The organism is Methylocaldum sp., from assembly GCF_035627495.1.
Classification (GTDB): Bacteria; Pseudomonadota; Gammaproteobacteria; order Methylococcales; family Methylococcaceae; genus Methylocaldum.
The window spans coordinates 40,555-63,034 of the sequence record NZ_DASPLO010000012.1 but is presented as its reverse complement, the minus strand read 5'-3'; the positions used below and the strand labels follow the sequence as shown (position 1 = coordinate 63,034).

Below are 22,480 nucleotides of genomic sequence, written 5' to 3'. Positions count from 1 at the left end.
GCAATTTCAAAGACGGTTTCAAGATTTGAGGTGCTCCTTGAGGAAGGCCAGGACTGCTTGCCAGGCTTGCTCGGCCTCGGTGCACTCCGCGGGAGCCACGCCATCCTGGAGGTAAGGCACATAGACCAGGAACCCATGTCCACAGTGGGGATAGACCTTCACGATGGCCGGAACTCCAGCCCTGTCCAATTCGGCCTTGAACGTAAGGGCCTGTTCGGCAGGCACGATGTCGTCCTGGTCGCCGTGTAGAATCAACACCGGCGCTTTCAACTTTGGAATCTGCGCCAATGCGTGGCGGGTTGAGAAGGCTAGCGGCTTGTCGTCCGGGCCGTCTCCGTAAACCCGCTGGGTCAAATTGTCTTGGCCCAACGTGCCGGTTTGCTGGAGATAGCGCCACCAGCCGTAGATGTCCATCACGCCATCGGCTGCCACCACGGCATCAATTTCGGGCTGCCGGGCAGCCGCCAACACGCTGATCAAGGCACCGTGCGAGAGGCCGACCAGGGCTACACGCCCGCCGTCGATACCAGGTACCCGGGCCAGCAGCGGCAGAACGTTCAGCACATCACGCACTTCGCCGGCGGCCACCTCGATGAATCCTTCCGAACCGTCCTCGCCGCGATAGGACGGGGCAAACACAACATAGCCGGCTCGCGCCAGACGCGCGCAAGCCCGCATGTGCTCCTTCGAAATGCCCGACACGCCATCATGGTTGAAGAGAACCAGCGGCAGCTTGTCCTTGGTGCGGGGCAGAAACAGCAAGCCCCTCACCTTCAGCCCATCGCTTGGATAGGTCCAGAGCGAGACGGGAACCCCTCCGATTTGCCGGGCCGGCTCCTGAGTGACACCCGGTACCTGAGCCGCGGCCGGATTTCGCGGGACCAGCGCCAGACAGAGGATCAACAGCAATCTCATGGCGGCATGGTCAGGGTTCCTTGCTCGAATGACAAGCCCTTCGTAGCCGCTGCGTTATCGGCTTTCGCCTTGGCGGATCTGTTGGCACAATAAAACCCCGGCCATATCCGTGGCAGAGGCTGCGCAAGTTTTTTCACGCCGGGCTGCGCGCAAAGGCAGCCGAACGTGTGGTCAACCATCAGTAGAGGACGCGAACGAGATGAAATGCAAGAACGCTATTTTTGCGATGTTATTCGGATTTTCCGCCTTAATGGCTGACGAAGTTTGGGCGAGAAAGGATGGCGGCAACGGTCCGAATGTCGATAAGCCGCAGGGCGGACAATACCAGGAGCAGTACCAGGAGCTGCGACAGGATCGAAAGGGCCTCCAGCAAGAGTACCGCGACGAGGTTCAAGAGCGTGCAAGGGACAGGGGAGTCGGAAGGGAGGGCGCGCGTCCGAGTGAGATGGAAGGTGGCCGTGGATCTCTCATGACGCCGGAGGAACGTGGCGGTTACCAAGACCAGTACCGAGAGTTGCGCGAGGAAAGGAAGAGCCTGCGAGGTACGACTGACGACGCCGGCTCGGGCAGAGGAGGTCGAGGCCAAGGCAAGAATAGATAAGCAGAAATCACCCGGCTCAGGACCTGGGGGGCCGCGGGCCAACCTCCGCTGTCCACCGTGGCTAGTCCGGGAATTCCCCGCTTCGGCGGGGTTTCTTTTGGCTGAACCAACGGCAAAAAAGCCCCGAATGAATCGGGGCTCAGAGTCCGTTAATATCCTGATTTACAAAGTGCGTGAGATCCCCCACCCGTAGGTGAATCCGTATTTGCACTTGTTCGGGTTGCCACCTGGCAGAACTGGTCTAAGCTGAAACTGTCGCGATTCAACTCCTTACAGTTGCTTTCGGCACGCGATACAACCCGGCCGGGCTCCACCTTGGCCGGGTTTTTTTATTGGCAACCGGTCGATTCACGTGATCTCGGCTTAGTGGCGTACTCAAGGATATACCTAATGACCGATGGTCGTACGCCTTGTAAAAAAGGATTTAATCTATTATTCGTTATTCAATCACAGGCTATTGAGTGGCCTTTTTTTCCGTGTTTCACAAAGGCTTGGCGTACCTGATAAATTATGAATAACGTCTTGTCCAACGCGTCAGCGATTCGGACATACCTTAGTTAAAGGCCGTCCCATGTCCTTGGCCCTTAGTCCAATGGCGACATTCGTCGTTCGTCAGCCGAACGGTATTTCACGCTCATATCGGCTACCATTCCGGTATCTCCGATGCAGGCGAAATACCGGTTCCGCAACTGCCGTCAACTCACGATGATTGCGGTATTGGGCAGAGATCTTTGGAGGTTTAGTATTACGGTCTTAGTCAGACGATCGGCCGAGCTGTCTGTGTAAACCAGCGCACTCTCGGTGCGGTTTATCGGGCGCTGTTCGGTACCGAATCGGGCAGACGGCGGGATCGATTTGAGCGTGAATGACTTTTGGAAACCAAGCAGCTCTTTTCGCGATCAAAATGAACACTGAACTCACTGCCGAGGTGGAGTAGATGAGCAGTAAAAGGCTTCGATTGAGGGTCGTGTTAACCTGTTGGAGCAACGGAAATGAACCGACATGAACCGCACATTGCCGCCCAGGAGAGGCAAAACAGCCAAGCTACGCCCATGCGGATTACCCGGCTAATTTACGACAGCAGCGGGCTACGCCGCATCATCTGCCGTCAAGCGGGATGCTTCCCCTATCTGGACGTCAAAAGAGGTCAGGACGAGAGCGAGGCGGCGTTTCGACGGCGGGCCGGGTTGACCCGTGGCGTTTCAGAACTGAGCTGAAAGCCCGGGCTTTTACAAGTCCTGATCCAGTTTTAGCGGGTCTCTTTTTGCCTTTGGCGTGGCCCTGCCAGGAAATTTTTCTTACTCCTTCGCGGCTCCGGAATTAAGAAGCTCTACATATGCATTCAAGCTTATTTGTAAGGTTGGTGCGTCGTTCTAATTTAGGGTATCAAGACGACAAGATAAGGAGATCTCGATGTCGATACGATTATTGCCAAGCACCTTCGCCTTGACGATCGGTTTGATACTTATGGCCGGCATCGTCCAGGCCGAAGAGGCAAAGCCCTATTCTCCGCCCGCCGATACGGACGTGGACGATACGGGAAGGAATGTGCGCGATCGTGGCGACGCCACTTTGACGCCCGAAGATCAAAAGGAGACTCGCGGCGATGTAAAGATCACGGCCGCAATACGAAAGTCAATCGTCAAAGACAAATCTCTCTCGCTCAACGCGCGCAATGCGAAGATTATCACCCGTAACGGACTCGTAACCTTGCGTGGCCCCGTCGAAAATCAGGCGGAAAAACAAAAGCTGGAATCGATTGCCCGTAAAGTAGCCGGCGTCAAGCAGGTTGATAATCAATTGGAAATCAATGCCCCGTGATCGCTTTGTTTGTTCTTTCGACGGGAAAATGTAGAAGGGCGGCAAATCCGAATTAAGCCGAAAGCTTATCCGTTTTGGCTTCATACCCCGCTGCGGCGGGGTATTTTTTGCGCGATGCCACCGGAAGCAGATCTACCTGGTCGAATTCGGAAATATCGACGCAACCGAACTCAGTTCCGCGCTGCCCGAAATGCTCCTCCCAAGGTTTCTCGCCCGTAGGAACTCCCTCTGTTTCAGACATGTCATAAATTAAAACCGCATTTCCCGATACAAGCGAAAGGAGAGGGCATTTCAGCAGGAGGCTTGATGCAAAAGTCGGGGAGAACGTGTTCACCATCTTTTCATAACCGGTGCACCGATCGGTTCCTCCTGCTGATAATCTTTCCCGCGTTTCTACTGGTTCTGTTATCCGGAGGAACGGTATTCGCCCAAAACACCGGGCCTCCGGTCACTGCTTTGCAAAAAGCGTCCGACGAAGACGGGCGATGGCTTATTTCGGCCAAGGATTACGCCAACACCCGTTTCAGCGCCCTCGATCAAATCAAGGCCGAAAACGTCCATGATCTCCGACTGAGTTTTACCTTCTCCACCGGCGTGTCCCGCGGCCATGAGGCCGCGCCCATCGTGGCCGATAACGCGATGTACATCGTGACTCCTTACCCGAACATCCTCTACGCTCTGGATTTGACCCGGCCGGGTGGGCCCCTCAAATGGAAGTACGAGCCGAAACCGCTATCCGCGGCTCAAGGGCTGGCATGCTGCGATGTCGTGAATCGCGGGGCGGTGTACTCGAATGAAAGAATTTTCTTCAATACGCTCGACGGACAGACCGTGGCGGTCGATGCCAAGACCGGCAACGAAGTCTGGAAAACCCGGATCGGCAATATCAACCTGGGCGAATCCATTACGATGGCGCCGCTGGTCGTGAAGAACAAGGTGCTGGTGGGGAACAGCGGCGGCGAATTCGGCGTGCGCGGCTGGCTTACGGCGCTTGATGCGAACAACGGCCATGTCGTCTGGAAGGCGTATTCCACGGGACCCGATAAGGATGTACTGATCGGCCCCAACTTCAAGCCGTTTTACCGACATGACCAAGGGCAGAATCTGGGCGTTGCGACATGGCCGCCCGAGGCATGGAAAATCGGCGGCGGCACCGTGTGGGGTTTCATTTCCTACGATCCCGCGCTGAATCTGATCTATCACGGCACGGCCAATCCCGGGCCGTGGAATCCCGAGCAGCGCCCCGGCGACAACAAGTGGACGGCGGGAGTTTTCGCGCGCAATCCGGACACGGGCGAAGCCCACTGGTTTTACCAGTGGAGCCCGCACGACCTTTACGACTACGACGGTGTCAACGAGAACGTTTTGCTGGACCTCCCCATCGCCGGGCAGATGCGGAAAGTCCTGGTTCATCCGGAGCGGAACGGTTATGTATATGTGCTCGACCGCACCACCGGCGAGGTGCTGTCCGCCACGCCCTTCGTGCACATCACGACGACCAAGGGCGTCGACCTGAAAACCGGGCGTCCGATCGAGGTGCATGAGAAAACGCCCCGGTTCAACACCGTCGTGCACGACATTTGCCCTACGGCGCCCGGCGGCAAGGACTGGCAGCCCTCGGCCTATTCCCCGAAAACCGGCTGGCTTTACATTCCGCACCAGAACATGTGCATGGACGAAGAGGGCATCGAGGCCAACTACATTGCCGGCACGCCTTACGTCGGCGCTAATGTCCGGATGTACGCGGGTCCGGGTGGACACCGGGGTGAGTTCACCGCCTGGGACCCTGTTGCGGCTAAGGCGGTCTGGAAGATCAAGGAGAAGTTTCCGGTTTGGAGCGGCGCCTTGGCAACGGCGGGCGACGTGGTGTTCTACGGGACAATGGAAGGCTGGTTCAAGGCGGTGAACGCCTGGACCGGCGAGTTGCTGTGGCGGTTCAAGTGCGGCTCCGGGATTATCGGTCAACCGATCACCTACCGAGGGCCCGACGGCAAGCAGTATGTGGCGATTCTGTCCGGCGTCGGCGGCTGGTCGGGGGCTATCGTTGCCGCCGGCCTCGACCCGCGCGACGGCACGGGCGCGCTGGGATTCGTCAACGCCATGAAGGATTTGCCGGAGCATACGACGCGGGGAGGGATGCTCTATGTTTTCGCGTTGCCGTAGATCCGGGTTTTTCTCGGTGCTGGCCTTGCTCTGGGCGTTTTGGCCCGCCGCGGCTATTGCGGCGGTGAACGATGATCTTCCAAAGCGCGCGCTCCGCATCTGCTCGGACCCTAACAACCTGCCTTTTTCCAACCAAAAACAGGAAGGCTTCGAGAACAAAATCGGCAATCTCATCGCCCATGATCTGAACGCCGAAGTCAAGTACACCTGGTGGGTGCAGCGCCGCGGCTTTATCCGCAACACGCTCAAATCCCACCAGTGCGACGTGGTTCTCGGTGTCCCGAGCGATTTCGCACCTACGCTGACGACGACGCCGTACTATCGGTCCAGCTATGTGTTCGTCTACCGCCGGGACTCGGGACTGAACATTCGCTCCTTCAACGATCCTGCGTTGCACGATGTCAGGATCGGCGTGCAAATCGTCGGCGACGACTTTGCCAATACGCCGCCGGCCCATGCCCTGACCAGCCGGAAGATCATCAACAACGTGGTCGGTTATACCGTGTATGGCGATTACTCACAGGAAAATCCGCCGGCCAGGATCATCGATGCAGTGGTGGCGGGCGATATCGACATAGCCATCGTATGGGGACCTTTGGCGGGTTACTTTGCGAAAAGGCAAGCGGTTCCGCTCGCTGTCGTACCCGTCTCGCCATCGGCCGACCGGTCTCTTCCCTTCGTATTCGATATCGCGATGGGGGTGCGGCACGGCGACAAACGGCTACGGCGCGAACTGGAACGCGTCATCGAGCGGAGGAGCAAAGAGATCGAAGCCATTCTCGACGATTATGGCGTGCCAAGGATCGGAACCCGCCTTTCCAGCCGAAAGGGACGGTCGGAATGGAAATCGTCGATAAGTTCTCGGCATTAGCCAATCCGATTGCGGTTCTTCTCCTTCTGATTGGCTGCGAACGTGAAGAGCGTCGCTTCCGCGAGCCGCCGCCCGCTGCGAGTGCCATCGAATCCATCCGCCTGAGCGATTTGCAGCCGGGGACTCCGACACCGGTCCCCGCGATAGCAAATCCCTACGAGGCAAACGCCTATGCCTTGGCGGAAGGAAAGCGCCTGTTCTCCTGGTACAACTGCGTGGGCTGCCATTTTCACGGTGGCGGCGGCATAGGGCCGCCTTTGATGGACGATGAGTGGATTTACGGCGGCGAACCCCAGAATATCTTCGCCACCATTATTCAGGGGCGCCCCAACGGTATGCCCGCATTCGGCGGAAGCATCCCCGTGGCTATCGGGCTCATCGGCTGGTTTTGGCCGAAGCCGGGAGAAGCCGAAAAGGACTTGCCCCTGGAGAAGCCGCCGTGAGCAGTCATCGGATCATCGATGTCTCGCAATTGCCGAGTTACGTCTTCGGCAGCCGCAGCTTGATGTGGTGGGGCACGCTGGGCATCATCGCTATTGAGGGGACGGTGTTCGCCCTCGTGCTGGCGAGTTATTTTTATCTCCGGCAGCGCACGGCCGAATGGCCGCCGGGCGGGTTGCCCGCCCCCAAATTGCTGTGGGACACGCTGAATACATTGGTGCTGCTCGTGAGTCTCGTCCCGAACTATTGGACGGACGGGGCCGCCAAACGCCACGACCTTCGGGCGGTGCGGATCGGTTTGCCGGTATGTTTGGGGTTCGCGATTGTCTTTTTGATCATTCGGGCGTTCGAGTTCGGGGCGCTGAACATCCGCTGGGACAATAACGCTTACGGCTCCATCGTGTGGATCATCCTCGGATTGCACACGGTTCACCTCGCTATCGATGCGGCCGTGCTGACTGTGCTGATGTTTACCGGCCCTCTGGAGGGAAGGCGTTTCTCCGATGTCAGCGACAACGCGTTCTACTGGTATTTCGTAGTGCTGGCGTGGATTCCGCTCTACGCAGTCGTTTATTCCGGCCCCCGATGGCTATGAGGACAGTTCGTAATGCGTGATGAGATCCATAGGATGTTGTCGGGCGGAGCCGCGACGGTTGCCGCTCCGTTCGTCATCCTCGCGCAATGGATACCGCAACTCATTTTGAGCCCCTGCGATAAATGAGAACCGGGTTCGATTCGCAACCTTAATCGACAGGACCGCGGATATGAGCAAGGGAATTAAAATCGGGCATCGCAGAAGCGTGCTTGTTGCCGGACTTGCGATCTTGTCCGCCTCTTTTGGCGCTTGCGATCGCCGGGAGGAGCCCGTGGCGGCATTTGTAACGGGCGGCGATCCCGAACTAGGGAGAGCGGCCATCTCCCGATACGGCTGCGGGTCCTGCCATATCATCCCCGGCATCCAAGGCGCGAACGGCTTGGTGGGTCCGCCTTTGAGCGGGATCGCCAATCGCGTCTACATCGCCGGCGTGCTGACCAACACCCCGGAGAATCTGATGCGCTGGATTCAAGATCCGCCCTCGGTCGATCCTTTGACGGCCATGCCGAACACGGGTGTTACCGAAGCGGATGCCCGGAATCTCGCCAGCTTTCTCTACACGCTGCAGTAGGTGTGCCGCCCGCTCTCGCGGCCGGCACGGACATGTTAAGCTAATAGTCCAATACGCCCGATTTCGGCCGCCTCCGTTTTGCGATTGGAGCCGCCACTGTAATCGTGGGCTCGCCCGGAGCCGTAATCCATCAAGTAATTCTTAAAACCAATCCGGATCATTTCGAAGGCACATGAGTATCGGCACGCTGTTCATCGTTTCGGCTCCATCCGGGGCGGGAAAAACCAGCTTGGTCAGGGCCTTGCGGGAAAGCCTCGACGGTTTCACGGTGTCGGTGTCGCATACGACACGAGCGCAGCGTCCGGGCGAGGTGCACGGTCAGGATTATTTCTTCGTGAGCCGTGCCGAATTCGAAAGGATGATCGAGGCGGGCGGATTTCTGGAGCACGCCAGGGTGTTCGACAATTATTACGGCACGGCTCGGACCACGGTGGAAAAAGCCTTATCCGAAGGGCAGGACGTGCTGCTCGAAATCGACTGGCAAGGCGCCCGGCAAATCCGGAGCCTGATGCCCGGTTGCGTCTCGGTCTTCATCCTGCCGCCTTCGCGCAGCACGCTGGAGGAGCGGCTCAAAGCCCGCGGTCAGGACGATCCGGACACCATTGCCCGCCGTATGCGCGACGCCATCTCGGAAATGTCCCACTACGGCGAATACGACTATCTCATCGTGAACGACGACTTCGATCAGGCGCTTGCGGAACTGCGCAACGTGGTGGTTATCAGCCGGCTCAAGACGGGGCGGCAGTCCGAGAAATATAAAGACTTGATTGCCGGCCTTTTGGCCTGACTTCGCGCCGATTCAATCTTGCGGCTTTTGTGCCGGTGTCTAGGGCGTTTTTTCGGGTTGGTTCAGCATTGACGAGAGCGGCGCTATCTGTTTTTTAACCCCGTTATGGCTGATGGCCCCGCGAAGCGAGATAGAAAAGCACCGATTCGTCTTGACAGAAAAAACGAAATGATGCCCGAATAATTGACTATTTTTCTAGGATATGTGAACCTGAATTCCCACGATATTAGTGTGAAATTTCGGGAGTCATTCCGTGCGCTTAACGACGAAAGGCCGCTACGCCGTCACCGCCATGCTGGATCTGGCCTATCATAGCGAAAAAAGGCCGGTGACGTTGACCGATATCGCCAAGCGACAACACATCTCGTTGTCTTACCTGGAGCAATTGTTCGCGCGTTTGCGTCGGGCGGGAATGGTTGAGGGGGTGCGAGGGCCCGGTGGCGGCTATCAATTGAGCCGCGATGCCAGCCAAATCAGCATCGCCGACATCATTGTCGCGGTCGACGAAGCCATCGACTCGACGCGCTGCGGCGGCAAGGCCAACTGTCAAAACAACCAGCCCTGCCTAACCCACGATCTGTGGATGGGGCTGAGCGATCAAATCCGCGGCTATCTGGCATCCATCAGTCTGCAAGACGTCCTGCAGCGCAAGAGCGTTCGCCAGGTCGCCGAGCGTCAGGACAAGCAGGCCACCGGCGTCCAAGGCATCGATATTCTGTTGCGCCGGGAAACGCGGCTTTAGCGTTCTGCCGAAATGATCTATTTCGATCACAATGCGACCACACCGCTGGATGAGCGCGTCTTGGACGCAATGGCGCCCTATCTGAGCGCCTTTTACGGCAATCCCTCCAGCCTATACCGCATGGGACGGGTCTGCCGCGGCGCGGTCGATACGGCGCGGGAACAGGTTGCTGCCTTGGTTGGCGCGCATCCGTCCGAGATTGTTTTTACCAGCGGCGGGACAGAGGCCAACAACTTGGCTTTGAAGGGCCTGGCTTTTTCCCGCGAGCCGGGACTGATCGCCGCAGGCGCCACCGAGCATCCGTCGGTTTTGGAGCCGCTGGAATTTTTAAAGCCAAGAGGCTGGCGGGTGGCGACGATCCCGGTGAATCGGGACGGCGTGGCCGATCCCTCTTTCGTAGAGTCTTTGCCGGTTGGTGATCTCCGATTCGTCACGCTCATGATGGCGAACAATGAAACCGGCGTGATACAGGATATCGCGCCGATTGTCGGCTTGCTTCGCGAGCGCGGCGTTGTTTTTCATTGCGATGCGGTGCAGGCGGCGGGCAAGGTTCCGGTCGACTTCAAAGCTAGCGGCGCGCATGCGATGTCCCTCTCGGGACACAAGATTTATGGTCCCAAAGGCGTGGGCGCGCTGATCCTCGACAAAACCGTCACGATCGAACCCTTGTTGCATGGCGGCGGACAGGAGCAAGGGCTGCGCGGCGGCACCGAGAACGTGGCGGCTATCGTCGGTTTCGGTAAAGCGGCGGAGTTGGCGTTGTCCGAATTGGCGGAAAGACAGGCTCATCTGCTCGGCCTCCGCAAGCGGCTGGAAGCCGGGCTGAAGGCTATGCCCGGTGCGACCTTGTTCGCCGAGCATGTGGAGCGGCTACCCAATACCGTGCAGTTCGGCGTGGCCGGCTACGATGGCGAGGCGCTGGTTATGAGTCTGGACCGGCAAGGCTTCGCGTTGTCCAGCGGTTCCGCGTGCGCCAGCGGTGCGGGCGAGCCCAGCCCGGTACTCATAGCCATGGGAGTCGACCCTGTGATTGCCAAAAGCGCGATTCGCGCGAGCTTCGGCAAGGGCAACACCGAGGCGGAGGCCGACCGTTTTCTGGAGGCCTTGAAAAAGGTCGTCCGCGTACCCATTCCTGAAAGCCGGGGCGCAACACCGGCGATGCCGATTGTCTAAGAAGCTGTCTTCAAGCTCACGCACCGCCTGCCGGCGTTGCTCATGATGTCTGAAACCAGCCTCTAAGAGCATGCTTTAAGCGCCTGCAAGTTTTTTGAACCAGCGATTCGAGAGATAGCTTATGTCCGTTACGTTAACCGAAAAAGCGGCGCAGCAGATCGCCAAACAACTGCAAAAACGCGGCAAGGGAGTAGGGCTCAGGCTCGGCGTGAAAAAATCCGGCTGCACGGGCTTTGCCTACGTGGTCGATTATGCAGACGCGGTCGAATCGGACGATGCCGTATTCGAACAGCATGGCGTGAAAGTCATCGTTAGAGATAGCGATCTGGCCTATCTGGAAGGCATTCAGGTGGATTATCGCCGGGAAGGCATCAACGAAGCGTTTCGGTTCGACAATCCCAATGTTAAAGCCACTTGCGGTTGCGGGGAGAGTTTCGCCGTCTAGAACGGTCTTCAGCCTGCTGTGCGCCGCCATGGCAATGCCCCTGGTGCTTGAAAACAGCTTCTAGGTTGGGTATTTCTTATCATCGGCTGAAATTTCCAGTAGAATCCCGGTGTTTTATCTGCCCGTATTTGGGCGGCAAGCATTTTTTCCGAAAGCCGAGAGCGCTCGGCTTTCATTCACTACACAACACCGGCGAATCCGAATCAAGGAGATCCCATGGCGGTCGAACGCACCTTGTCCATCATCAAACCCGACGCTGTAGCCAAGAACGTGATCGGCGAGATTTACAGCCGCTTCGAAAAAGCGGGGCTTAAAATTGTCGCGGCTAAAATGCTGCATCTTTCCCGCGAGCAAGCGGAAGGATTTTATGCCGTTCACAAAGCAAGGCCGTTCTTTAACGATCTGGTGAGCTTCATGATCACCGGGCCCGTGATGGTGCAGGTGCTCGAAGGCGAAAACGCTATTGCCAAGAACCGTGACATCATGGGCGCCACCAATCCTAAGGAAGCCGCACCCGGCACCATCCGTGCCGATTTTGCCGTCAGCATCGACGAAAATGCGGTGCACGGTTCCGACGGACCGGATACGGCGGCACAGGAAATCGCATTTTTCTTCAAAGAGAATGAGCTCTGCCCCCGTACCCGCTAATTCCAGCGAAAAGCTGAATCTTCTCGGCCTCGACCGGAAGGCAATGGAAGCCTTCTTCGTCGAGATCGGGGAAAAGCCTTTTCGTGCGACGCAACTGCTGCAATGGATACATCAGCGCGGCGTCGACGACCTTTCGGCGATGACCAACCTGAGCAAGTCGCTGCGTACGCAGCTGGCCGAGCGTTGCGAAATTCGGGTGCCGGAGATCGTCTACGCGCAAAAATCCTCGGACGGCACTCGCAAGTGGCTGCTGCGACTGGATGAGCAGAATCGCATCGAGACGGTATTCATTCCCGAGGATGGCCGCGGCACCTTATGCATTTCGTCCCAGGTGGGTTGCGCCCTGGAATGTTCGTTTTGCTCTACGGCGAAACAAGGTTTCAATCGCAACCTGAGCGCTGCCGAAATCATCAGCCAGCTTTGGGTGGCCCGGCGCGAACTCGGCGAAGACCGGGTGACCAACGTGGTGCTCATGGGCATGGGCGAGCCCTTGCTCAACTTCAACAACGTGGTCGCTGCCACCAATTTGATGCTGGACGACTTCGCCTACGGGCTCTCCAAGCGGCGGGTGACGCTCAGCACCTCAGGTATAGTTCCGGCCTTGGACAGGCTTGCCGAAGTGACCGACATCAGCCTGGCCGTTTCGCTGCACGCGCCGGACGACGAATTGCGCAACGAACTGGTGCCGATCAACCGGAAATACCCGATCAAGGAGCTCCTGGCGGCCTGCAAGCGCTACGTGGGCCGCGAAAACCGCCGCAAGGTGACGTTCGAATACGTGATGCTGGATGGCATCAACGACACGCCCGCACATGCCAAGGCTTTGATTCGGCTGTTGAGCCATGTGCCATCCAAGGTCAACCTGATTCCGTTTAACCCGTTTCCCGGCTCCAACTACCGGTGCTCCAGCCCCGAAACCATACGCCGGTTCAGCGAGATGCTGCACGTCGCCGGATTGACCACCACTACTCGCAAGACCCGTGGCGGCGATATCGACGCGGCCTGCGGGCAATTGGTCGGACGGGTGAACGATCGCACGCGTCGGCATCACCGGTTACAGGTTGCACAGTCATGAAGCTTCGCGTTCTGGTTTGTCTGGTATTGTGCATGGTGCTCGCCGCCTGCAGCGCGTCGAAAGCGCGCAATACCGGCTCTAACGACCCCTACGGCTCGCTCAGCGAATCCGAGGTCTACGTCCAGAAGGGCGTTCAATACATGGAGGCGGGCAACTACCAGGTTGCCTTGCAGGATCTGACGCGGGCCACCGAGCTGGATGGACGAAACAGCGAGGCCTACAACGCGCTGGCGGTGCTCTATCAGCGGCTGGATCAGCCGGCCGACGCCGAACAACAGTTCAAGAAGGCGTTATCGGCAAACTCCGATAACTTCGGCGTCCGCAACAATTACGGCCGTTTTTTGTGTGCCCAGGGCCAGTATGCCGAGGCCATGAGCCAGTTCCAGACGGTTATCGGTTCGAAGCTCTATAACTCGCCCTGGATTGCGCTCACCAATGCCGGGCTTTGCGCCCGGTCGGCGGGTAAAAAGGCGGACGCCGAGCAATATCTGCGTCAGGCGCTGGAATATGACTCCCGTTTCCCGCCGGCCCTGCTCGAGATGGCTGAGCTAAGCCGCGAGACCGGTCAACACATGTCCGCGCGCGCTTTTTTGGAGCGCTACCATGCCGTGGCGGCGCCGGACCCGAGATCGCTATGGGTCGGCATGGAGACCGAAGCGGCGCTCGGCAATTTCCGAACGGCCAAAGAATATGCGAAGACTTTGCGGACCCGGTTTCCCGGCAGCAAGGAGGCCGTGCAGGCCAAGCGCTACGCCACCGTGGATTGATTCCCGCTGTTAAACAACCCCACGACATACCTTTCGATCATGGAAAAAATTCAGGCCGTTCGCGGTATGCACGACATTTTGCCGGATCACGCGCCGCGCTGGCAGCATGTCGAGTCGGTCGTGCGCCGCGTCATGGCGAGCTACGGCTATCAGGAAATCCGTCTGCCGCTGGTGGAAAAGACCGAGCTGTTCAAACGCTCCATCGGCGAGGTCACGGACATCGTCGAAAAGGAAATGTATACCTTCGAGGACCGCAACGGCGATTCTTTGACCTTGCGTCCGGAAGGTACGGCGGGCTGCTTACGAGCTTGCATGGAGCACGGCCTGCTGCATAACCAGGTGAGCCGGTTGTGGTATGCAGGGCCGATGTTTCGGCACGAGCGCCCGCAGAAGGGCCGCTACCGCCAATTCCACCAAGTTGGTGTTGAAACTTACGGCATGGCGAGTCCCGACATTGATGCCGAGCTGATTTTGCTGAGCTTCCGGTTGTGGCGGGAACTGGGGATCGCGCACAAGCTCGAATTGCAGATCAACACCCTGGGCACGGCCGAAGAGCGGCACGTGTATCGCGCCAAGCTGGTGGAGTTCTTCCGCGCGCACTACGGGCAGCTGGACGAAGACAGCCAGAGACGCTTGGAATCCAACCCTTTGCGTATTCTTGACACCAAAAATCCCGCCATGCACGAGCTGATTCAGGCGGCTCCGATTTTGGCGGATGAACTGGGCGAGGAATCCAGAGTTCACTTTCAACGGCTGAAGGAGCTTCTCGACGAGGCCGGCATCGCATACTCGGTGAACCCCCGGCTGGTGCGTGGTCTCGATTATTATTCGCGGACGGTTTTCGAATGGGTGACTCACGAGCTGGGGGCTCAGGGTACGGTCTGCGCCGGTGGGCGTTACGACGGTCTGATCGAACAGCTGGGTGGCAAAGCCTCCTCCGCGATCGGGTTTGCCCTCGGAGTTGAGCGGCTGATCGAGCTCCTCGATGCCCCCGAAAAGCTTGATGCCGCGGCGCATCCCCACGCCTATCTGATCCGCGTGGGTGAGCACGCCGAACGGCGGGGAGCCTTGCTGGCCGAGACTTTGCGCGATGCTCTGCCGGGCTTGAGGCTCCTGGTGAACTGCGGGGGCGGCAGTTTTAAAAGCCAGTTCAAGCGGGCGGACAAAAGCGGCGCCGCTCTGGCATTGATCATGGGCGACGATGAGGCGCGAGATCAGCTGATCGGCATCAAGCACTTACGCACGGACGCCGATCAGGCGACTCTTTCGCAATCCGAATTGATCCCTTTTTTGCAAACACTCATTTAACGCGACGAGGTTCGAGTGGAAGCTTATTTGACGGAAGAAGAGCGGTTAGAAGCGCTCCAGCGGTGGTGGAAAGAAAATCGGCAATCGCTAATTCTCGGTGTTCTGCTGGGTGTCGCGGTTATCATCGGTTGGAACATGTGGCAAGGCAATGTCCGGACCCAGCAGGAGCAGGCGTCCAATCTTTATCAGCAGATGCTGAAGGCGGCCGAAACCAAGCAAACCGAACCGGCAATCAAATTGGGCGAGCGGGTCGTTGCCACGTATCCGTCGACCACGTATGCCGATTACGCCCGGTTGCTGCTCGCCAAGCTCAAGGTCGACTCCAACGATTTGGCCGGCGCGAAGACGATCCTGGAAGAAACCCTCGCCAAAACCAAGGACGAAAATTTCAAGCATATCGCAAGGCTTCGTCTCGGGCAGGTGATGCTGGCTTCGGGCGAAATCGGCCCGGCGCTGGGCATGCTGGAACCCCTGACCTCGGAGCAGATGGGCAAATTTGCGGGACTCTACGAAGAGCTCAAAGGCGATTTGTACGCCGCCGCCAATCGGCCGGATGAAGCCCGCAAGGCTTACGAAACGGCGAAACAATTCGGTGAACCCTCCCCGCTGCTGGAGCTGAAGCTCAACGATTTGCCGACCGCGCCGAAACCTGCTGGGCCCTGATGCGTCGTTTTCTTATTTTGTTCTTGTACAGCTTGCTGCTGACGGGCTGTAGCGGTCTGGGCGCCCTGAAAGAGGCGGCTTCCGGTATCGGAGAGTATTTCGGCAGTTCGGACAATGTCGACCCTCCCGCGGAACTCGAAGATTTCGAGCCGGCGGTTAAGATGACGGTGCTTTGGGACGCCTCGGTGGGTAAAGGCTATGCCAAGCAGTACGTCAACTTGGTTCCCGCCGTCACCGAAGACAAGGTTTTCGCTGCCGACCGTAAAGGCAAAGTACAGGCCCGCAGTCGCCTCAACGGCGACAAGCTGTGGTCAGTGGATATCGAGCTGCCCGTTTCCGCCGGACCCGTGGCCGGTGAGAGCAAGCTCATACTCGGCACCAGCAACGCCGAGGTGGTCGCTCTGAGTGACGGCGACGGTTCGATTCTCTGGAAGACTAACGTGTCCAGCGAGATTCTCGCCTTGCCGCGCGTCGAGGGCGACACGGTGGTGGTGCGGAGCAGCGACGGACGCATCACCGCGCTCGATGAAAAAACCGGTGCGACACGCTGGTATCATGACCGCACGATACCGGCGCTTTCGATTCGCAGCCGAGGTTCGCCGACGATTGCAGACGATTTGGTGCTGGACGGTTATGGCAGCGGCAAACTGATCACCCTGAGCCTCTCGGACGGCAAACCCGAGTGGGAAGCGACCGTCGCCTTGCCTCACGGCCGCTCCGAAATAGAGCGCTTGGTCGACATGGATTCCGATCCAATAGTGAAGGGAGACACAATCTACGTGACTGGTTATCAAGGCGGCGTGGCCGCAGTATCGTTAAGGGACGGCGAGGTGCAGTGGCGCCGAACCGAGCTTTCTTCTTACGCCGGTATGGCGGCGGCTCGCCGCACCCTGTTTGTGACCGACGCCAGCAGCGACGTGTGGCAACTGGACATACGCAGCGGCGCCGATCTGTGGAAGCAGGACGAGTTACACCAGCGGCGTCTGACGACTCCGGTTTTGGTCAAGGATTACGTGGTGGTCGGCGATTTAGAAGGTTATCTCCATCTGCTCTCCCAGGAAGACGGTAGCCTGGTGGGGCGGGTGAGAGTCGACAAGAATCCTATCGAGGCGGCGCCCGTCGTGTTCGACGACGTCATCTACGTTTATACCAGCGGCGGCACCGTGGCCGCCGTTGCGGTGGAAGGGTCATCCGGGCGCTCCCCGGATGACCGTTTGCGATTGGAGTAGCCCATGTTGCCCGTGGTCGCCCTGGTGGGCCGCCCTAATGTAGGCAAGTCCACCTTATTCAATTATCTGACCAGGACCCGCGACGCACTCGTCGCCGATTTTCCGGGTTTGACCCGCGACCGGCAGTACGGCCGGGTAAGACGCGGTCAGCGGGATTATTTCGTGGTCGACACCGGCGGTATCGTCGAGACCGACGCCGGCATCGACGAGCAGGCGATGCGGCAGGTGAGTTACGCGTTGGAAGAAGCGGACCTGATCCTGTTGCTGGTCGACGCCCGGCACGGCCTCAATGCCGGCGACGAAGCCATAGCCGAACGCTTGCGCAAGACCGGGAAACCCGTTTTTCTGGTGGTAAACAAGATCGACCGGGCGGATTTGGCCGTAGTGGCGGGCGAGTTCTTCGCGCTTGGCCTCGGTGAACCACATCCCATCTCGGCTTCCCATGCCCTCGGAATCGACACGCTGCTGGACGAGCTGGAAGCAAGATTGCCGACTCCGGAAGAGCCTGAATCCATGGAAGAATCGCCGGGCATCCGCATTGCCGTGGTGGGACGCCCCAATGTGGGTAAATCCACCTTGGTGAACCGCATTCTGGGCGAGAATCGGATGGTCGTTTACGACCAGCCCGGAACCACGCGGGATAGCGTCTACATCCCCTTCGAGCGTCATGGCAAAGCCTATACCCTGATCGATACGGCCGGAATCCGCCGCCGCGGGAAAGTTTCGGAAACCATCGAAAAATTCAGCGTCATCAAAGCCCTTCAAGCCATCGAAAAGGCCCACGTGGTGATCTTCCTGATCGATGCCCGCGAGGGGGTGACCGACCAGGACGCGAATCTTTTGGGAATGGTTCTGGAAATCGGCCGCGGGCTCATCATCGGCCTGAATAAATGGGATGGACTGAGCCCGGACCAGAAGGATCAAATCCGCCGCCAGATCGATTTGAAACTGCCGTTTCTCGATTTTGCGGAGAAACATTACATCTCCGCCCTGCACGGTACCGGTGTGGGCAATCTGCTCGATACGGTCGAATCCATTTACGATGCCTCGATGCGGGATTTGTCCGCTTCGCGGCTAACCAAAATCCTTCAGGATGCCTTGGTCGCCCACCAACCTCCCTTGGTCCGGGGCCGTCGCATCAAGCTCAAATACGCCCATCAGGGCGGTCAGAACCCGCCGGTCATCGTGATCCACGGCAACCAGACGGAAGAAGTTCCGGGCGCGTACAAACGCTATCTGATCAACACCTTTCGGGATGCCTTGGACATCCAGGGAACGCCGATCAAGCTCGAATTCAAGAGCAGCGAGAATCCGTTCAAGGGCAAGCGCAACGAGCTGACCGCCCGGCAGGTCCGAAAGCGCCGGCGCCTGATCAGGCACAAGAAAAAGACCTGACCGCTTCTCGGATGGCCGATGCCGCCGGGGATGGCGTCGGCTCATTCGCTTCCTTCCCAATCTCCCAGTAAATGCCGCAGATGCGATTCGATGCGCGCCGTTGCGTCAGCGTATCCCTCTCCCGCCAGACGTAGAGGCTGCCCAAAGCGCACGGTCACTTGACTCCGTCTCTTCGGGAGGATCGCGCCGGGAGGCAGGATTTTCTCCGACCCCTGGATGACTAGTGGAACGACGGGAACTCCCATCTCGACGGCGACCACACCGGTACCGCCTTTCAAGCTCAGCAGCGGCCGTTCGGAACGGTTCAGTTGTCCTTCGGGGAAAATCAGAACGTTCCAGCCGTCATCGAGCATGCGGCCGGTATAATCGAGTCCCGGCCGGATGTTTTCGTCGGCCCGGGTGGGAAACGGAAAGGAATTGAACGTGAGTTCCGCCAGCGGCGCAAACCACCCGTACTCGCCGTAAAGTACCTCGGTGCCGGCCGCGATGCCGAGGCGCGAGCGAACGGCTGCGGGAATGACCCAGGTTGCGATGACGGGATCGAGGAAACTGCGGTGATTCGCCATGAAAATCACGGGCTCCGGGAGGTTCGCCAGGTGCTCCTCGCCGTCTACGCGCAACCTGCAAAAGGCCGGAAGCCACCAGCGGAAGAGAATCTGTTGTGCCAAAGGACGTAATCGGCTGGCCCAGGCGGAGTTCGACCAGCGCGGATATCGGCCGAGCTTGGGCATTTGCCCCTTTTGGCTTTGCACCAGCGCTTCCAAGTCGGCGACAGTCAGCTCCGGCGTGATTTGCACTTCTTCGACGTAAACCCCGAGTTCGTCCTCGATCCGCGAAACCAGTTCGATCCGCAGCAGAGAATCCAGATTCAGGTCGGATACGATTTGCGTCGAATCGCCGACGGCTCCGATATCGGTTTGCGTCACCTCGGCCAGCAGCCGCTTGAGCGGCGTGATCCGTCCGCCTTGGGGCGCTTGGCTGGCAGGCTGGCTGCCGAGTTTCTTGATGACCTCCTCTTTTTTTACTTTGCGCGTGACGGAGCGTGGAAAATCGGGTTCGGGCCAGACCGACCAGCTCATGATTTGTTGGTGCGGCGCCAAGTGACGGTTGGTCTCGGCCACGATGCCGGCAGCCTGGTTAGGCTCGCAGAGGAGCGCGGCGTGAATGATGGTCCGGCCGTCTTTCGGCAAGCCGACCACGGCGCTGTCGATGACGCCGGGAACGCGGTTCAGCTCGGCTTCCAGATCCTCCGGAAAGACGTTTTCGCCGCTCGGTCCGAGGATCATGTATTTCTTGCGCCCGAAAACATACAGAAATCCGTCTTCGTCGAATCGTCCGGCATCCTCGGTTTTGAGCCAGCCATTGGCCAGAACGGCTTCGGTGCGTTGAGCATCCCGATAGTATCCGTGCATCACGATCGGGCCGCGGACCAGAATCTCGCTGTCCTGAGCGAGCCTGACCTCGACTCCGTCTAAGGGTTTTCCGACCGATCCCGTACGGTGGGCAGCGGAGGTGTTCGTACTGATGACGGGGCTCGTTTCGGTGAGTCCGTAGCCTTGCAGGACTTCGAAGCCGAGGTTCCACCATTTTTCCTCGAGCGTCGGATCGAGCGGCGCGCCGCCGCACACGATGGTCCGCAGCGTGCCGGAGATGCGGGAGCGGATGCGGTCGCGCAGCACGCGCCGGAGAAAACCCGGCATTCGGCCCAGCCGGCTTTCGAGACGGTCCATCATCGTTTTGAGCACTTCGGGCACCACGACCAGATGAGTCGCCGGCGTATGGGTCAGGGCTTCGCGGATGGCGCGGGTCGTCGGGGCGGCGAGGTAGGTGACCGAGCATCCGCTGTGCAGCGAGCACAAGAGGCTCGTCATTTGACCGAATACGTGAAACAGCGGGAGCAAGGTGAGGACATGATCGTCGGGCGTCAAAGGTACCGCTTTCGCCACGGCGTCGAGATCGGCCAGGAGATTTCGATGAGAGAGCATGACACCCTTCGGATCGCCGGTAGTCCCCGAGGTATAGATGATCTCGGCAAGTTCGCCGGGTTTCTCGAATATGGTCCGATCCCGAATGGCCGCAGCTTCGTCAATGGGGTAGGCCGAATCAACCGGCAAGAAAGGCACGGCCTCATTGGGCCAGACGAGCGAGGACGACAGCAGGGCGAGCTTAGGCTCGGCGGACTTGCTGATCCGGTTGATCTGGTCCGGTGTGCTTTTCGGATTCAGCGGAACCACCACTCCGCCACGGGCTAGGATAGCGAAAAAGGCCGCGACCCAGTACGGCGAGTTTTCGGCGCAAAGAACGACCCGGTCTCCCGATTCGACGCCATGTGCGGACAGTGCTTGCGTCAGTCCGAGTACGTGCTCCCTCAACTCGTCGTAACTCCAGCGGATGGTCCGATATCTCGGCCGGTAGCGAACGGCTGTCCGGGAGCCGTGAAGCCTGGTTTGCTGATCGAAGAATACGGCTAGCGAATCCATGTGGTTTTGGCCTTTCTGGGTTAGGGGGGCGAATACCGACCGTAAGTCAACAGAGTGCGGTTAAGAAGCCGCAACCCCGAGAACGACCGACCCCGCCTTGAACACGGCGCACGCCGTATCGCCCACGCGGAGTCCCATCGAATCCACGCTCTCGTTGGTTACGGTGGCGGCCACCGAGTCACCGCCTGCCAATTCGATCACGATTTCGGAATTCACCGCGCCCTTTTGTATATGTTTGACCATGCCTTTCAACTGATTGCGCGCGCTTGCTTTCATGGCCAATCTTCTGAGTAGGGAAAACGAGGTTCGGATTGTCAGCCGGTTGAGAATTTTTCGCATCGAGAAAGCGGGGGCTCCTGTAGATGCATGAAGAGTTCCAATAATTCCTGGCTGGTTTTGCAAACGCCGCCCTCTAATGGATATTCACATAAGATATTTTGTGATAATTTTATTCCTGAGAATAAATATATCGGCAAGCAAATGAGGGACGACACCATGACACGCTCGGCTTCCGCTCCTGCTACAGACCGCTCACGCGTCCTCACTCAAGCGGTGATCGAGGCCGCTCGCCGCCTGGGATTGGGTCCCAGCGATCTGAAAGGCATCATCGGTGCCAGCCAACCGACCGCTTCCCGGCTGTTGAACGGCCGATACGCCCTTCCCGAAGGCGGCAAGCCCTGGGAGCTGGCCGCCCATTTCGTGCGCCTGTATCGTTCGCTGTCCTCGCTGGTAGGCGGCGACGACGAGCTGGCCCGAAGCTGGTTGAAATCGACCAACCGCGCCTTCGACGGACAGCGGCCGATGGAGGTCATCAAGCGCGTCGACGGCCTGATACATGCCTGCGAATATCTGGACGCCCACCGCGCTCGCGTCTGAGTCCCGCCCTTGGCGGGGGAACGGCTGGCGGGCGGTGGAGGCCCAGCATCGGGTCGCCACCATGCACCTGACCTCGGGCAATCTGGAAGATCAGACGCTGCTGGAGGACATCCTCGATGAAGCCAAGCCCCGCCTGCCCGTCGAGGCCCACGGCTTGCACTGGCTGTTGGCAACGCCTTTCCGCTATTGGCCGCTGCCGGGCGGGTCGCAATTTCGCCGACGCGCCGACCCCGGCGTTTTTTACGGCGCCGAGGACCGCCGAACGGCCTGCGCCGAATGCAGCTACTGGCGGCTGCGGTTTTGGCTGGATAGCGAAGGCTTGTCGGGCCGCTCCGCGAGCGTCGAGTTGACGCTGTTCGAATTTCATGTGGACGCCCATAAAGCCATCGATCTTTCAGCGCCGCCCCTGGCCTCCGATCGGGAATCCTGGACGCACCCTGTCGATTACGCGGGAACGCAATTGCTGGCGGAACACGCACGGGAAGCCGGCATCGGTCTGATTCGCTATGAATCGGTCCGCGCGCCCGGCGGTTTCTGCCTGGCCGTGCTGGCGCCACAGCCGTTCAAATCGGTAAAGGAGCCTTACCGAAACCACCAGCAAACCTGGACCCTGCTGATCCAACCGCCGCACCGGATCGTTCTGCAGCGGCAGTTGGATCGGGAAAGCTGGGTATTTGACTTCTGATGAGCGGGTTTGATCTTTGCGGCCTAACGTCATTTCCAGCCTCAGAGGGACCGCATTCGGCCCAGGCTGTGTAAAAACTCACGAGCGAGCCATTCTGACGTGGAATTTACTCCATTAACCTGTCAAAACCGGGTGAATTCTTAATCGTTGACTCCACCTCGGCAGGAGGTTCAGGCAAAAACCAGTTGAGTCTCTCCATTAGATTTTCGATTTTCACGTTTTTAGACAG

25 protein-coding genes are annotated in these 22,480 nt (G+C 58.8%); 21 read left to right on the top strand and 4 right to left on the bottom strand.

Annotated elements, in window-relative coordinates:
- Positions 1 to 18 precede the first annotated feature (18 nt).
- Entirely contained in the window at positions 19 to 915 is an 897-nt protein-coding gene (locus VEB01_RS01545; protein WP_324872344.1) for an alpha/beta hydrolase family protein, read from the bottom strand.
- Between the two features lie 250 nt (positions 916 to 1,165).
- On the opposite strand from VEB01_RS01545, the gene VEB01_RS01540 reads away from it, so the two are divergent.
- From VEB01_RS01540 to VEB01_RS01530, 3 genes are all read left to right on the top strand, one after another.
- A complete protein-coding gene (locus tag VEB01_RS01540; RefSeq protein ID WP_324872343.1) occupies positions 1,166 to 1,516 on the top strand; it encodes a hypothetical protein in 351 nt (116 codons plus the stop codon).
- A gap of 992 nt (positions 1,517 to 2,508) precedes the next feature.
- Positions 2,509 to 2,733, top strand: coding sequence for a hypothetical protein (locus VEB01_RS01535; RefSeq protein ID WP_324872342.1), 225 nt, complete (start codon positions 2,509 to 2,511; stop codon positions 2,731 to 2,733).
- Between the two features lie 196 nt (positions 2,734 to 2,929).
- On the top strand, positions 2,930 to 3,337 hold the full coding sequence (locus VEB01_RS01530) for a BON domain-containing protein (RefSeq protein ID WP_324872341.1): 408 nt from the start codon (positions 2,930 to 2,932) through the stop codon (positions 3,335 to 3,337).
- Positions 3,338 to 3,389: 52 nt separating this feature from the next.
- Here VEB01_RS01530 and VEB01_RS01525 read toward each other — a convergent pair whose 3' ends face one another.
- Positions 3,390 to 3,674, bottom strand: a complete 285-nt coding sequence (locus VEB01_RS01525; RefSeq protein ID WP_324872340.1) for a hypothetical protein — start codon at positions 3,672 to 3,674, stop codon at positions 3,390 to 3,392.
- Between the two features lie 119 nt (positions 3,675 to 3,793).
- Between VEB01_RS01525 and VEB01_RS01520 the strand changes: the two genes are divergently transcribed.
- The 16 genes from VEB01_RS01520 (at position 3,794) to der (ending at position 18,210) form a co-directional block, all read left to right on the top strand.
- Positions 3,794 to 5,500 (top strand): methanol/ethanol family PQQ-dependent dehydrogenase, encoded by a 1,707-nt coding sequence (locus VEB01_RS01520; RefSeq protein WP_324872339.1) that lies wholly within the window; start codon positions 3,794 to 3,796, stop codon positions 5,498 to 5,500.
- A complete protein-coding gene (locus tag VEB01_RS01515) occupies positions 5,481 to 6,371 on the top strand; it encodes a substrate-binding domain-containing protein (protein WP_324872338.1) in 891 nt (296 codons plus the stop codon). The genes VEB01_RS01520 and VEB01_RS01515 overlap by 20 nt, the downstream gene beginning before the upstream one ends.
- Positions 6,341 to 6,814 (top strand): c-type cytochrome, encoded by a 474-nt coding sequence (locus VEB01_RS01510; protein WP_324872337.1) that lies wholly within the window; start codon positions 6,341 to 6,343, stop codon positions 6,812 to 6,814. Before VEB01_RS01515 ends, VEB01_RS01510 begins: the two co-directional genes overlap by 31 nt.
- Entirely contained in the window at positions 6,811 to 7,407 is a 597-nt protein-coding gene (locus tag VEB01_RS01505; RefSeq protein ID WP_324872336.1) for a cytochrome c oxidase subunit 3, read from the top strand. The genes VEB01_RS01510 and VEB01_RS01505 overlap by 4 nt, the downstream gene beginning before the upstream one ends.
- Positions 7,408 to 7,576: 169 nt before the next feature.
- Complete coding sequence (locus VEB01_RS01500; RefSeq protein WP_324872335.1) at positions 7,577 to 7,978, top strand: c-type cytochrome; 402 nt, start codon at positions 7,577 to 7,579, stop codon at positions 7,976 to 7,978.
- A 172-nt stretch (positions 7,979 to 8,150) separates the two neighbouring features.
- Entirely contained in the window at positions 8,151 to 8,765 is a 615-nt protein-coding gene (gene gmk, locus VEB01_RS01495; protein WP_324872334.1) for a guanylate kinase, read from the top strand.
- Between the two features lie 253 nt (positions 8,766 to 9,018).
- On the top strand, positions 9,019 to 9,507 hold the full coding sequence (iscR, locus tag VEB01_RS01490; RefSeq protein ID WP_324872333.1) for a Fe-S cluster assembly transcriptional regulator IscR: 489 nt from the start codon (positions 9,019 to 9,021) through the stop codon (positions 9,505 to 9,507).
- Between the two features lie 12 nt (positions 9,508 to 9,519).
- Positions 9,520 to 10,680, top strand: a complete 1,161-nt coding sequence (locus VEB01_RS01485) for a cysteine desulfurase family protein (RefSeq protein ID WP_324872332.1) — start codon at positions 9,520 to 9,522, stop codon at positions 10,678 to 10,680.
- 121 nt (positions 10,681 to 10,801) lie between these two features.
- Positions 10,802 to 11,125 carry a HesB/IscA family protein gene (locus tag VEB01_RS01480; protein ID WP_324872331.1) on the top strand — a complete coding sequence of 108 codons (324 nt, stop codon included), beginning with the start codon at positions 10,802 to 10,804 and terminating at the stop codon, positions 11,123 to 11,125.
- A gap of 216 nt (positions 11,126 to 11,341) precedes the next feature.
- Positions 11,342 to 11,773 carry a nucleoside-diphosphate kinase gene (ndk, locus tag VEB01_RS01475; protein WP_324872330.1) on the top strand — a complete coding sequence of 144 codons (432 nt, stop codon included), beginning with the start codon at positions 11,342 to 11,344 and terminating at the stop codon, positions 11,771 to 11,773.
- Positions 11,748 to 12,848 carry a dual-specificity RNA methyltransferase RlmN gene (gene rlmN, locus VEB01_RS01470; RefSeq protein WP_324872329.1) on the top strand — a complete coding sequence of 367 codons (1,101 nt, stop codon included), beginning with the start codon at positions 11,748 to 11,750 and terminating at the stop codon, positions 12,846 to 12,848. The genes ndk and rlmN overlap by 26 nt, the downstream gene beginning before the upstream one ends.
- Positions 12,845 to 13,615, top strand: coding sequence for a type IV pilus biogenesis/stability protein PilW (pilW, locus tag VEB01_RS01465; RefSeq protein WP_324872328.1), 771 nt, complete (start codon positions 12,845 to 12,847; stop codon positions 13,613 to 13,615). Before rlmN ends, pilW begins: the two co-directional genes overlap by 4 nt.
- A 36-nt stretch (positions 13,616 to 13,651) precedes the next feature.
- Positions 13,652 to 14,923 (top strand): histidine--tRNA ligase, encoded by a 1,272-nt coding sequence (hisS, locus tag VEB01_RS01460; RefSeq protein ID WP_349255735.1) that lies wholly within the window; start codon positions 13,652 to 13,654, stop codon positions 14,921 to 14,923.
- A 15-nt stretch (positions 14,924 to 14,938) separates the two neighbouring features.
- Entirely contained in the window at positions 14,939 to 15,586 is a 648-nt protein-coding gene (locus VEB01_RS01455) for a YfgM family protein (protein WP_324872326.1), read from the top strand.
- Complete coding sequence (gene bamB, locus VEB01_RS01450) at positions 15,586 to 16,815, top strand: outer membrane protein assembly factor BamB (protein ID WP_324872325.1); 1,230 nt, start codon at positions 15,586 to 15,588, stop codon at positions 16,813 to 16,815. Before VEB01_RS01455 ends, bamB begins: the two co-directional genes overlap by 1 nt.
- Positions 16,816 to 16,818: 3 nt before the next feature.
- The gene (der, locus tag VEB01_RS01445; RefSeq protein ID WP_324872324.1) at positions 16,819 to 18,210 is read left to right on the top strand and encodes a ribosome biogenesis GTPase Der; all 1,392 of its coding nucleotides are present in this window, start codon (positions 16,819 to 16,821) and stop codon (positions 18,208 to 18,210) included.
- Positions 18,211 to 18,251: 41 nt separating this feature from the next.
- On the opposite strand, the gene VEB01_RS01440 is transcribed toward der, so the two are convergent.
- Together VEB01_RS01440 and VEB01_RS01435 are read right to left on the bottom strand one after the other, a co-directional pair.
- The gene (locus tag VEB01_RS01440; protein WP_324872323.1) at positions 18,252 to 20,690 is read right to left on the bottom strand and encodes an AMP-binding protein; all 2,439 of its coding nucleotides are present in this window, start codon (positions 20,688 to 20,690) and stop codon (positions 18,252 to 18,254) included.
- Between the two features lie 60 nt (positions 20,691 to 20,750).
- On the bottom strand, positions 20,751 to 20,966 hold the full coding sequence (locus VEB01_RS01435) for a TOBE domain-containing protein (RefSeq protein WP_324872322.1): 216 nt from the start codon (positions 20,964 to 20,966) through the stop codon (positions 20,751 to 20,753).
- 219 nt (positions 20,967 to 21,185) lie between these two features.
- Here VEB01_RS01435 and VEB01_RS01430 point away from each other — a divergent pair, with 219 nt between their 5' ends.
- Positions 21,186 to 21,566, top strand: coding sequence for an MbcA/ParS/Xre antitoxin family protein (locus VEB01_RS01430; protein ID WP_324872321.1), 381 nt, complete (start codon positions 21,186 to 21,188; stop codon positions 21,564 to 21,566).
- Positions 21,526 to 22,251: an RES family NAD+ phosphorylase gene (locus VEB01_RS01425; protein ID WP_324872320.1), complete on the top strand. Its 726-nt coding sequence runs from the start codon at positions 21,526 to 21,528 to the stop codon at positions 22,249 to 22,251. Before VEB01_RS01430 ends, VEB01_RS01425 begins: the two co-directional genes overlap by 41 nt.
- The last annotated feature ends 229 nt before the right edge of the window (positions 22,252 to 22,480 follow it).